The organism is Lutibacter sp. (assembly GCF_013041805.1).
GTDB lineage: Bacteria > Bacteroidota > Bacteroidia > Flavobacteriales > Flavobacteriaceae > Lutibacter.
Genome location: NZ_JABDRI010000105.1, coordinates 1 through 12277, shown reverse-complemented (window position 1 = coordinate 12277; position 12277 = coordinate 1). Strand labels below are relative to the sequence as shown.

At 32.3% G+C, this 12277-nt stretch carries 11 protein-coding genes; 4 read left to right on the top strand and 7 right to left on the bottom strand.

From position 1 onward, the window contains the following. The coding region (locus tag HKP59_RS12520; RefSeq protein WP_291807488.1) for a methylmalonyl-CoA mutase family protein at window positions 1-2203 on the bottom strand (2203 nt) is incomplete at its 3' end. 289 nt (window positions 2204-2492) lie between these two features. On the opposite strand from HKP59_RS12520, the gene HKP59_RS12515 reads away from it, so the two are divergent. From HKP59_RS12515 to HKP59_RS12500, 4 genes are all read left to right on the top strand, one after another. Continuing rightward, a complete protein-coding gene (locus HKP59_RS12515; protein WP_291807486.1) occupies window positions 2493-4544 on the top strand; it encodes a urocanate hydratase in 2052 nt (683 codons plus the stop codon). Window positions 4545-4560: 16 nt separating this feature from the next. Further along, window positions 4561-5094: a DUF4136 domain-containing protein gene (locus tag HKP59_RS12510; protein WP_291807484.1), complete on the top strand. Its 534-nt coding sequence runs from the start codon at window positions 4561-4563 to the stop codon at window positions 5092-5094. A gap of 68 nt (window positions 5095-5162) precedes the next feature. Then, window positions 5163-5321 carry a DUF5522 domain-containing protein gene (locus tag HKP59_RS12505; protein WP_291807481.1) on the top strand — a complete coding sequence of 53 codons (159 nt, stop codon included), beginning with the start codon at window positions 5163-5165 and terminating at the stop codon, window positions 5319-5321. Between the two features lie 39 nt (window positions 5322-5360). After that, on the top strand, window positions 5361-6062 hold the full coding sequence (locus HKP59_RS12500; RefSeq protein ID WP_291807490.1) for a DUF4197 domain-containing protein: 702 nt from the start codon (window positions 5361-5363) through the stop codon (window positions 6060-6062). Between the two features lie 20 nt (window positions 6063-6082). Here the strand turns inward: HKP59_RS12500 and HKP59_RS12495 are convergent, their stop codons facing one another. The 6 genes from HKP59_RS12495 to HKP59_RS12470 all read right to left on the bottom strand — a co-directional run. Next, window positions 6083-6655, bottom strand: a complete 573-nt coding sequence (locus tag HKP59_RS12495; protein ID WP_291807479.1) for a peroxiredoxin — start codon at window positions 6653-6655, stop codon at window positions 6083-6085. A gap of 133 nt (window positions 6656-6788) precedes the next feature. Beyond that, window positions 6789-8849 carry a methylmalonyl-CoA mutase gene (scpA, locus tag HKP59_RS12490; protein WP_291807476.1) on the bottom strand — a complete coding sequence of 687 codons (2061 nt, stop codon included), beginning with the start codon at window positions 8847-8849 and terminating at the stop codon, window positions 6789-6791. After that, entirely contained in the window at window positions 8839-10194 is a 1356-nt protein-coding gene (locus tag HKP59_RS12485) for a methylmalonyl-CoA mutase subunit beta (RefSeq protein ID WP_291807474.1), read from the bottom strand. The genes scpA and HKP59_RS12485 overlap by 11 nt, the downstream gene beginning before the upstream one ends. Before the next feature lie 47 nt (window positions 10195-10241). Beyond that, entirely contained in the window at window positions 10242-10562 is a 321-nt protein-coding gene (locus HKP59_RS12480; protein WP_291807472.1) for a septum formation initiator family protein, read from the bottom strand. 3 nt (window positions 10563-10565) lie between these two features. Next, window positions 10566-11171 (bottom strand): uridine kinase, encoded by a 606-nt coding sequence (udk, locus tag HKP59_RS12475; RefSeq protein WP_291807470.1) that lies wholly within the window; start codon window positions 11169-11171, stop codon window positions 10566-10568. A gap of 220 nt (window positions 11172-11391) precedes the next feature. After that, the coding region (locus tag HKP59_RS12470; protein ID WP_291807469.1) for a hypothetical protein at window positions 11392-12277 on the bottom strand (886 nt) is incomplete at its 5' end.

Below are 12277 nucleotides of genomic sequence, written 5' to 3'. Positions count from 1 at the left end.
TTGCTTTAATTTTTTCTTCAATTTCTTTCTCTAATTGATGTTCAATAATATATTTTTCACATTCCTGATCAATTGCAGCATTCATAAAATAACCAAGCATCATGGGTGCAGGGCCATTAATGGTCATAGAAACGGAGGTCATAGGATTTGTTAATTCAAATCCTGAATATAACTTTTTAGCATCGTCTAAACAACAAATAGAAACACCCGCATTTCCAATTTTACCATAAATATCGGGTCTTATATCTGGATCATTTCCATAAAGCGTAACTGAATCAAAGGCAGTGGATAAGCGTTTTGCGGGTAAGCCTAAACTCACATAATGAAAACGTCTATTGGTACGTTCTGGACCGCCTTCACCAGCAAACATTCTCGTTGGGTCTTCACCAGTTCTTTTAAACGGAAACAAACCAGCTGTATAAGGAAATTCGCCCGGTACATTTTCTTCTAAACTCCACAATAGAATATCACCCCAAGCTTGATATGTTGGAAGTGCTATTTTAGGAATTTGAAGATGTGATAATGATTCACTATGTGTTTGTATATTTATTTCTTTATCGCGTACTTTATAAGAATAAACATCATTTTTATAGGATTGTTTTTTTGTTTCCCAGTTTAAAATAATATCCCAGTTATATGGATTTAAATCCATTTTAACGCGTGAAAATTCTTTAAAAAGCAGCGTAATTAATTCTTTTGATTCATTCTTTTGAACTTGTTTCAGAATGGCATCTTCTTGTAAACCAATTTGAGAAAGAAAAGACCCTTCTACTGTGCTCAGGGTGACATTTAAAACAGCTTCAATAGTTTTAAAAATACCGTACAATTTTTGAGCAACCTCTTTTTGTTCTGCACTCGTTTTACTGTACAATCGGTTGTTTTCTGTAATCTCCGATAAATAACGTGTTCTGTTAGGCGGAATTATAAATTGCTTTTCACTCATGGTGTCAGAAACTTTAAATTCACTATTGAAAGTGGTTCCTGTTTTTTCGTCTAATTTGTTCATGAGCACTTTGTATAATTCATTGGTGCCAGGATCATTAAATTGCGAAGCAATAGTGCCATATACAGGCATTGAATCAACACTTGTTTCCCATAAATTATGATTGCGTTGGTATTGCTTTTTAACATCACGTAAGGCATCTAATGAGCCACGTTTGTCAAATTTATTGAGTGCAATTACATCGGCAAAATCAATCATGTCAATTTTTTCTAATTGCGTTGCAGCGCCATATTCTGGAGTCATTACATACAACGAAACATCAGAATGATCCAAAATTTCTGTGTCGCTTTGACCAATTCCAGAAGTTTCTAAAATCACCAAATCATAGCCAGCAACTTTTAAAATATGAACAGCATCACTCACGTGTTTAGAGAGCGCTAAATTAGATTGGCGCGTAGCTAATGAGCGCATATAAACACGATTGTTTTTTATCGAGTTCATTCTAATTCTATCACCTAACAAGGCACCTCCAGTTTTACGTTTTGAAGGATCAACAGAAACAATTGCAATAGTTTTCTCAGGAAAGTCAACTAAATAGCGCCGAACTAATTCATCAACGGTAGATGATTTACCAGAGCCTCCAGTTCCGGTAATTCCTAAAACAGGAATTGTATTTCCTAAATTTTTTAAGGGAGAAAATAGTTGTTGAAATTCATCATGTCTATTTTCTGCAATGGATATCAATCGGGCAATTGTTGTAACCTCTTTATTTTTTAAGCTTTCAACTAGTGGTGTTTCTTTGGAAAGTTGTAAAGGCGGATTTGGGAAATCAGCTTGCTCAATCATATCATTGATCATTCCTTGTAATCCCATATGCCTTCCATCATCAGGTGAATAAATTCGGGTAATACCATAGTTCATTAACTCCTTAATCTCTTCAGGAAGAATTACACCGCCACCGCCACCAAAAATTTTAATATGCGAAGCTCCTTTTTCTTGAAGTAAATCGTACATATATTTAAAATACTCATTATGACCACCTTGGTATGAGGTCATAGCAATTGCATTGGCATCCTCTTGTATGGCACAGTTCACGACTTCTTCAACACTTCTATCATGACCCAGATGAATGACTTCTACACCAGTTGCTTGGATTATTCTACGCATAATATTTATGGCGGCATCGTGTCCATCAAAAAGTGAAGCAGCAGTAACAATTCGTACGTTATTTTTTGGTTTATAAGGTGTTATTTTTTCCATAAGTTTGTTGTTATCCTAACTGCAATGTAATTAAATTTAATAAGTAAAATGATTCTGAAAATTAATGAAAATTTAGCATATCTTACTAATTAGTATAAAATAATTAAAAGTAGATGTTAAACTGAAATTATATTGCAAAAATAACAATAAAAATCAATGAATACTTAAAAAATAGTAAGTACTAAATTTAAAGATACTTCTGAATTTTATAGTAAAAATTGACCCTTAGAAGTCAATTCAAATTACCTTATATTTGTTACGAATTTATTCAACGATTAGCATTCAAATTATGACATTTCAAGAAGAAATAAAACAAGGAATTCCTCCTGAATTACCTTCAATAAAAAAGTATAACTACAGTATTAATCACGCTCCAAAACGTAAAGAAATTTTATCAAAGGCAGAAAAAGAATTAGCCATAAGAAATGCACTGCGTTATTTTGATAAAAAATATCACACCATTTTAGCCAAAGAATTTGCTGAAGAGTTAAAGGAGTATGGTAGAATCTACATGCATCGTTTTCGTCCAGATTATAACATGTATGCACGACCTATTCATGAATATCCTGGAAAATGTGAACAGGCTAAGGCTATTATGCATATGATTCAAAATAATTTAGATGAAGCTGTTGCTCAGCATCCACATGAATTAATTACGTATGGTGGAAACGGAGCTGTTTTTCAAAATTGGGCGCAGTATTTACTAACAATGCACTATTTATCTGAATTAGAAGATGATCAAACATTAGTTATGTATTCAGGTCATCCTATGGGAATGTTTCCTTCACATAAAAATGCGCCTAGAGTGGTAGTTACCAATGGAATGATGATTCCAAATTACAGTAAACAAGACGATTGGGAAAAATACAATGCGTTGGGTGTTACGCAATACGGGCAAATGACAGCAGGAAGTTATATGTACATTGGTCCTCAGGGAATTGTACACGGAACTACTATTACTGTGTTGAATGCTGGAAGGAAAATTTCAAAAAGTGGAGAAGATTTAGCCGGTAAATTATTTTTAACATCTGGTTTAGGAGGTATGAGTGGTGCGCAACCTAAAGCAGGAAATATTGCAGGATGTATTACAGTTTGTGCAGAAGTGAATGCGAAAATTACAGAAATTCGATTGTCGCAAGGATGGATTGATGAAAAAATAACTGATTTAGATGCATTAGTTGCAAGAGTGAAGAAAGCGAAGGCTAACAAAGAAGTTATATCAATAGCTTATTTAGGAAACATCGTTGAGGTTTGGGAAAAGTTTGATACAGAAAACATCTATGTTGATTTAGGTTCTGATCAAACGTCATTGCACAATCCTTGGGCAGGTGGATATTATCCTGTTGAACTCTCATTTGAAGATGCCAATGAAATGATGGCAAGTAAACCAGCATTATTTAAAGAAAAAGTGCAGGAAAGTTTAAGACGACAAGCTGCTGCAATTAACAAACACACTGCTAAAGGTACTTACTTTTTCGATTACGGAAATGCCTTTTTATTAGAGGCAAGTAGAGCAGGGGCCGCTATTTATGTAGATTCAAAGGGGAATTTTTGCACTAAAGAAACACTCTCTTCCCTTGGGGAAGAGAGTGAGAGATGGGCTTACCCGTCATATGTGCAAGATATTATGGGGCCTATGTGTTTTGATTATGGTTTTGGACCTTTTCGTTGGGTGTGTACAAGTGCCAATCCTTCTGATTTGTTAAAAACGGATGCCATTGCTTGTGAAGTATTAGAAGAATTAATGAAAAATTCACCTGTTGAGATTCAGCAACAAATGGCTGATAATATTCAGTGGATTAAAGGAGCACAAGAAAATAAATTAGTAGTGGGCTCACAAGCGCGTATTTTATATGCTAATGCGGAAGGGAGAATGAAAATTGCAGAAGCATTTAACAACGCAATTAAAAATAATGAAATATCGTCACCCATTGTATTAGGAAGAGATCACCATGATGTTTCAGGAACTGATTCTCCGTATCGTGAAACTTCTAATATTTACGATGGCTCTCAATTCACTGCTGATATGGCCATTCAAAATGTAATTGGAGACAGTTTTAGAGGAGCAACTTGGGTTTCTATTCACAATGGTGGTGGAGTAGGTTGGGGTGAAGTAATAAATGGCGGTTTTGGTATGGTTCTTGATGGTAGTATAGAGGCAGAAAAGCGTTTAAAAAGTATGCTTTTTTGGGATGTAAATAATGGAATTGCTCGCAGAAATTGGGCACGTAATGAAGGAGCAACTTTTGCTATTAAAAGAGCTATGGAAGTTGAGCCAAAGTTAAAAGTTACGGTACCAAATGCAGTAGACGATTCGTTATTAAAAGATTTATTTCACTAGTTAAATTTTATTTAAAATGAAAGCATTTAAATTACTACCAGTAGCATTTTTATTTTTATTAGCTTCTTGTGGCTCAGTAAGAGTTTCAACGGATTATGATTCTACTATAGATTTTACGAAATATAAAACGTTTGCTTTTTATAAAAAAGGAATTGATAAAGTTGAAATTTCAGATTTAGATAAGCGAAGAATTTTAAAAGCCGTAGAAAGTGAACTATTAGCTTTAGGTTTTACAAAATCTGAACAACCAGATGTATTGGTTAATATTTTTACGAAGTCTAGAGAAAAAATAGATATTTATAATAATAACAATAATATGTTTTTTGGTTGGCATCCATGGTACTATGGACCAAATTTTGGCACACAAATTTCTCAATATACAGAGGGCACTTTGTTTATCGATCTAATTGATGCCAATAAAAAAGAGCTAGCTTGGCAAGGAATAGGAAGCGGCGCTTTAAGTTCTGCAAGGAATATGGCTAAAAAAGAGGAAAGAATAAAGGAATTTGTGACTGAAATAATGGCAAAATATCCTCCAGGAAAAGAATAAATAAAATGTAGTTTATAAAACAAAAAAACGTTCTGTATGTACAGAACGTTTTTTGTTAATTTTGTGAAATGAATTTTAAAAAGCCAATACCCTTAGAAGAAGGTGATTATTATACAAATGAGCAGGGTTATCGTGTTTTTACGAAACAATACCACTTAAAGCGCGGTTATTGTTGTAAAAGTGGTTGTAAACATTGTCCGTTTGGATATGATAATAAAATAGATTGATAAAAAATAACTTAATAGTACCTAAAACAAAATTATATGATGTTAAAAAGAATTGCCCTAATCATTGTGATTTTTCAACTTACTGCTTGCGCAGAATTGCAACAAGTAATTAATCAGTTACCAAATGGAGGAATCACAAACGATCAAATTGCCAATGGTTTAAAAGAAGCTCTAAACAATGGAATTACCAATCAAGTTTCAACACTTGCCGTTGAAGATGGTTTTTTTAAAAATGAATTAACCAGAATTCTGTTGCCTGAAGAATTACAAAAAGTTGATAAAACATTACGAAGTATTGGGTTGTCAAAAGTGGCGGATGAAGGATTAAAAGTATTGAATAGAGCTGCTGAAGATGCGGTAAGTGAAGCAATTCCAATTTTTGTGGATGCCATTAAAGGAATGACCTTTGCGGATGCTAAAAATATTTTATTGGGTGATAAAAATGCGGCAACTAACTATTTACAAAGTGCGACCTCTGAAGCGTTGTATCAAAAATTCAATCCAATCATTCAACAGTCTTTTCAAAAAGTAGGAGCTGATAAAATTTGGACAGATTTAATAACAAAATACAACAATTTACCTTTAACAAATGATGTAAATCCTGATTTAACCGATTATGTGACAGGAGAAGCACTAAAAGGAGTGTTTACGATGGTTGAGGTTGAAGAAAAAGAAATTAGAGCAAACGTGGGTAAACGTACTACTGATTTATTGCGTACAGTTTTTGCTTTACAAGATTAATATATTCTTTAAAAACTACACTAATTATTAGTGTAGTTTTTAATTATGTCTTTTACATTTTTACTATCCTCAGCAGCAGTTACTTGATCATTTTTGTAAATTACTTTTCTATCTTTATCTAACACAAATGTCCAGCGAGAAGCTGTTACACCTCTTGTGAGTTCAAAAGAATCACCATTAAATTCTTTAGTGATTGAACCACCATCTTTTGTTGGTACACTAAATATTTTTGCAATGTTTCCATTGGTATCTGATAGTAATAGGAAATTCAATTGATATGATTCTTTAAATTGTTTCAAGTTTTGAACTTCATCACCACTAACTCCAATAACGGTTGCACCCATTTCATCAAAGCTACTTTTATCATCACGGTAGGCACAAGCTTGTGCGGTGCAGCCACCTGTCATAGCAGCAGGATAAAAATACACAACTAAAAAATCAGTTGTTATAGTTGATGAATTCCAATCAGCACTTTGGTCATCTAGAGCTGAAAATTCAGGAACCGTATCCCCAACTTTTAATTCAGTTGTGTTTTGTGTATTGCAAGAAATAGTTAGTAATAAAATTGCAATTAAGTGTAGTGTGTTTTTCATTTTTTTAGTTTTATAGCTACAATAGTACTAAAATAGTAGCATATGATCGATTAGTTATTCATATTTTTTGATACAAACAATAGTTTATTATTAATAATGAACTAGATCTAAATAATTTTAAAAATATTGCAATCTATTCCGCCACACTATCAATCAATACAGTTAATATTTCAATGGCTGCTTTTGATATTTTTGTTCCTGGTCCGTACACACCTACCACACCTGCGTCAAATAAAAACTGATAATCTTGCGCTGGAATTACTCCACCAGCTATTACCATAATATCTTCACGGTTGTATTTCTTTAATTCTTCAATTACTTGTGGAACTAGTGTTTTATGACCCGCAGCTAATGATGAAATTCCTAAAATATGCACATCATTTTCTATGGCTTGTTTTACGGCTTCTTTAGGCGTTTGAAACAAAGGACCAATATCAACATCAAAACCTAAATCGGCATAACCTGTTGAAACTACTTTTGCACCACGATCGTGTCCATCTTGTCCTAATTTAGAAATCATAATTCTTGGTCTTCTTCCTTCTAACTCAGCAAATTTATCTGCTAAATCTTTAGCTTTTTTAAATTCTTTGTCGTCTTTAATCTCTTTGCTATACACCCCTGAAATTGATTTAATAGTTGCTTTATATCTTCCAAAAACAGTTTCTAATGCGTCTGAAATCTCACCAAGAGTTGCTCTTTTTTCAGCTGCAATTACTGCCAAATCTAATAAATTTCCGTCACCGGATTTCGCACATTTTGTTAAATTTTGCAATGCGTTTTCAACATCTTTAGTGTTTCTACTAGATTTTAATTTAGTCAAACGTTCAATTTGAGAAGATCTCACAGCATCATTATCAACTTCTAAAATTTGTAAAGGGTCTTCTTGGTCTAGTTTGTATTTATTTACACCAACTATAACATCTTGATTACTATCTATTCTGGCTTGTTTTTTTGCTGCAGCTTCTTCAATACGCATTTTTGGTATTCCAAGCTCAATTGCCTTTGTCATTCCTCCAAGTTCTTCAACTTCTTGCAATAATTCCCAAGCTTTGTTTACCATTTCTTCCGTTCTATTTTCAACAAAAGTAGAGCCAGCCCACGGATCAACAGTTTTAGTAATATTGGTTTCTTCTTGAATATAAATTTGGGTATTTCTTGCAATACGAGCTGAGAAATCAGTTGGTAACGCAATGGCCTCATCTAAGGCATTTGTGTGTAAGCTTTGTGTACCTCCTAAAGCCGCCGCCATAGCTTCAATTGCAGTTCGTGCTACATTATTGAATGGATCTTGCTCGGTTAAACTCCAGCCGCTTGTTTGACAATGAGTTCTTAATGCCAATGATTTTTGGTTTTTAGGATTGAATTGTTTCACAATTTTAGCCCAAAGCATGCGGGCTGCACGTAATTTTGCAATTTCACTAAAATGATCCATTCCAATCGCCCAGAAAAACGATAATCGAGGCGCAAATGAATCAATATCCATACCGCTAGCAATTCCTGTTTTAAGGTATTCTAATCCATCGGCTAGGGTGTAAGCCAATTCAATTTCAGGAGTTGCACCTGCCTCTTGCATATGATAGCCAGAAATTGAAATAGAATTAAATTTTGGCATATTTTTACTGGTATAAGCAAAAATATCTGCAATAATTTTCATGGAAGGAGTAGGTGGATAAATATAGGTGTTACGCACCATAAACTCTTTTAAAATGTCATTTTGAATGGTACCTGCTAATAAATTTTCCGTAACTCCTTGCTCTTTGGCAGCAACAATATAAAAGGCTAATATTGGTAATACAGCCCCATTCATAGTCATTGAAACCGACATTTTATCTAATGGAATTTGATCGAAGAGTATTTTCATATCTTCCACCGAGTCTATGGCTACACCCGCTTTCCCCACATCACCTTGCACACGCTCGTGATCAGAATCATATCCACGGTGCGTAGCTAAATCAAACGCAACCGATAATCCTTTTTGACCAGCGGCTAAATTTCTTCTGTAAAAAGCATTGCTTTCTTCAGCCGTTGAAAAACCTGCATATTGGCGAATAGTCCAAGGTCTGCGAACATACATTGTAGAATAGGGACCACGCAAATTTGGAGCAGTTCCTGCAATATAATTTTCATGTTCAAAATAAGTATCTTTATTATTTTGACTATTTACGGTAACTTTTGAAAAATCTTTACGCTTCATCTTTCAACCTTTTAAGTTCTAATTCTTGCGCTAAACGCTTTTGAATTATGGGAATTATAAGTGTTTTTTTGGGATTTCGCTGAACAGAAGTTGGTACTTGTATATCATGTTTCATATGGTCATGCTCATTTGGATATTTATTTGTTCCTAATAAAACCATGGCTCCTGAATTAAATTGTTTTTGTTCTTTTCTTGCGTTTTCTGAAATTTTACGTTGAATAGTTCCTTCTTTTAGTTGTTGTAAAAAACCGCCACTTTTCTCAATTTCTTTAAAAATTTCTAATGCTTTTTCAGCTATTTGCTTTGTGATCACTTCAATATAATAAGAATTCGTAGCAATGCTTTGTGCATTCTTAAAATAGCTTTCTTCCTTTAAAATTAATAATTGATTTCTTGCAATTCGTTCGCCAAACTCATTTGAATGATGAAAAACAGTATCGTAAGATGCATTTGAAATGGTATTTGCACCACTTAAAATAGCACTCATACTTTCGGTAGTAGTTCGAAGCATGTTTACATTATAATCGTAAATTGTTTTGTTACGTAAGCTTGATTCAGCAAAAATTTGTGCGTTCGCGGTGGTATTATATTCACCTAAAATTAAATTATATAAATATTTAAACGCTCTAATTTTAGCAATTTCAAAGAAATAATTAGAGCCTATAGCAAAATTAAATTGAATGAAAGGAGCAATTTCACCACCAAATTTGTTTAAATATTCGTTTGCATGAGCTAAGGCGTAAGCAACTTGTTGTATGTTGTTAGCTCCAGCATTTTGATACAAGTTTGAATGAACGCTAAGTATAAATTTTGAAGTGTTATTTTTAAGTAAAATTTCAACAGTTTCAAAATCTTCCTTTAATGAAGAGTACCAATTTCCGCTTTTTGCAAGATTTCCAATAATATCGACATTATAAAATACAGATTCATTCTTTAATAATTGAGTAAGTTCAAGTATGAAATTTTGATCTAAAAAGTTAAGTTGAAAGTGAAATTCAATATTTTTAGTTAGAAGATTACTCAGTAATTTTTGTGTTTCGAAAGGTTTTTCAGCAATAAACTTTAAGGCATTTGCACCTTTATTTATGATGTCTAGCGCAATTTTATTTGCTGCATCTTCAGAAGTAATTGTGATTTTTTGACAAATTTTAAAATCTTCTTTTGATGTTGGAATTACTAACTTCTCAAAATCATCTAAATGATAAAATGGTTTGATGGTAATTCCTTCGTTCGTTTTGGTAAGAAGAGTTTCATTATAATCGGCTCCTTTTAAATCGAATTGAATTTTTTGTTTCCAAGAAGCTGCAGAACTAGGCTCAAAATCTTGATTTATTAAGGTACTCATAGTTGTATTTTTGTTAATTTAGATACTAAAAGCAAATATTAATTTTGTTACTTTTTTTCTAAAGTATCATATTCTATTAAATATATTTCCTCATTTTCTTTTTTCATATGGTATTCCTCTCTCGCAAACTTTTCTAATTCCTCCTTATTTTTTAGTTTTTCTATTAATTCTTTATCTTGATTAATTTCCTTTTGATAGTATTCTTTTTCAGCATTTAGTTTATTAATTTCTTTATCAAATTCTAAATGATTTAAGAAAGAGTTTTCATCAAAAAAAAACATCCAAACAATAAAAAACAAAGCAAAAATTATATATTTATTTGTTATAAATTTTACAATTGGTTTTTTTTTGAATTGACTAAATTTCATGAACTATAATTTATTAGTAATTACAGTTCTAACGATATCAACTGCTACCGTATTGTACCGATCATTTGGTATAATTATGTCGGCATAATTTTTTGTAGGTTCAATAAACTGTTGATGCATTGGTTTTAGTGTGTTTTTATAACGTGTTATAACTTCATTTACATCTCTTCCTCGTTCTTCAATATCTCTTCGTAATCGCCTAATCAATCGCTCGTCTGTATCGGCATGGACAAATATTTTGATGTCAAATAAATCTCTTAATTCTTTATTATTAAAAATTAAAATTCCTTCAATAATAACCACTTTACGAGGATGTGTAATTAAGGTGTCTTTTGTGCGATTATGCGTTACAAATGAATACACAGGTTGTTCAATTGCTTTCCCAGCTCTTAGTTGATTTAAATGTGAAACCAACAATTCAAAATCAATAGCTTTTGGATGATCGAAATTTATTTTTGTACGCTCTTCATAAGATAAATTAGTTGTTTTATTATAATAAGAGTCTTGAGAAATTACACAAACTTCATCAGCAGGAAGTTCATGCAATATTTGGTTTACTACGGTTGTCTTTCCGCTTCCTGTACCTCCGGCAATTCCAATAATAAGCATAAAGAGAATAGTTATAAATTCACACAAATTTAATGAATATATATAACTAGAAAACGGATTTTTATTATTTTTTGAAACCTACAGGAATATAGGGTTAAAAAAATAATGAAGATTTATGCATTTTTTTAAGCAAATTTATCAGCTGCCATGAATAATTGCCCTCGTATGTTAAAAAATAGTAACATAGAAATTCAAGAGTATTTAAATGTTTTTTAGAAAATTATTTTATAAATTTTGAAGTTAGTGTATGGATAAAAAGAATATTACCTAAAGCATTATAACCTTCAAAAAACTCAATAGGATTTTCTGATTTCATAATACTTTCGTGAAAACCAATTAAAGTAAGGTCAGCATCTGCTGAATACTCATTTATTAAATCTGTTCTATTTTTATTTTCATCTAAAGGAAGCACATGAATATTATTTGCAGATATAGGAATTCTACCTGTTGAAGTTAATTCTATTAAGTTAGATTGTTCTTTAAGCAAATCTTCTTTTTTAAAGGTTGCGAAAATTTTAATTTGTCCGTTCTTCCAATCAGGATGCCCTAAAATTATATAAGAAATTAAAATCATTAAATTGGCATTTTCATAATCTACTTTTCGTATCCAAATATGGATATCTCTTTTATAGCCAAACCCTTTGTCTGAGGTGGCTAATATTCCTAAATCATAGTTAGCAGTTTTTAAAATACTGTAATTATCAATAATAGTAGAAAGCCATTCATGTTGTCCTTTTTTATATTCAAAAAGCATCATGTTATTTGCTTTTCCAGAAATACCAGGTTGTTGCATAGCTTGCACTATTGCTGCTGTGTTAGAGGGTGAAATAATAGTTTCTAAAAAAATATTTGACTTACTTATAGAGGCTATTTTTATTAACTTTTCTAGCTTTTTTTCTGCAATTTTTTTTGATTCATTCGAAAAATATGCTTTTTCAAAATGGATAAAAGTTCCAAAACCGTAACGGTGTGATATCCACTTCATTAATTCTAATGCGCCATAACGCTCAAAACTATCTTTAGAAAGGCATAAAACAGATGGGCGCCAGTTTTCTTCGTTATTATCTTTATCTGTTTTTTGAAGAAAAACTTGCAAGGTTCTACTA

Excerpts from the sequence above, each read along its gene's own strand:
- HKP59_RS12500 (WP_291807490.1), top strand. The coding sequence starts at position 5,361 with ATGTTAAAAAGAATTGCCCTAATCATTGTGATTTTTCAACTTACTGCT.
- HKP59_RS12515 (WP_291807486.1), top strand. The coding sequence starts at position 2,493 with ATGACATTTCAAGAAGAAATAAAACAAGGAATTCCTCCTGAATTACCT.
- udk (WP_291807470.1), bottom strand. The coding sequence starts at position 11,171 with ATGCTTATTATTGGAATTGCCGGAGGTACAGGAAGCGGAAAGACAACC.
- HKP59_RS12485 (WP_291807474.1), bottom strand. The coding sequence starts at position 10,194 with ATGAGTACCTTAATAAATCAAGATTTTGAGCCTAGTTCTGCAGCTTCT.
- HKP59_RS12510 (WP_291807484.1), top strand. The coding sequence starts at position 4,561 with ATGAAAGCATTTAAATTACTACCAGTAGCATTTTTATTTTTATTAGCT.
- HKP59_RS12495 (WP_291807479.1), bottom strand. The coding sequence starts at position 6,655 with ATGAAAAACACACTACACTTAATTGCAATTTTATTACTAACTATTTCT.
- HKP59_RS12505 (WP_291807481.1), top strand. The coding sequence starts at position 5,163 with ATGAATTTTAAAAAGCCAATACCCTTAGAAGAAGGTGATTATTATACA.
- HKP59_RS12480 (WP_291807472.1), bottom strand. The coding sequence starts at position 10,562 with ATGAAATTTAGTCAATTCAAAAAAAAACCAATTGTAAAATTTATAACA.
- scpA (WP_291807476.1), bottom strand. The coding sequence starts at position 8,849 with ATGAAGCGTAAAGATTTTTCAAAAGTTACCGTAAATAGTCAAAATAAT.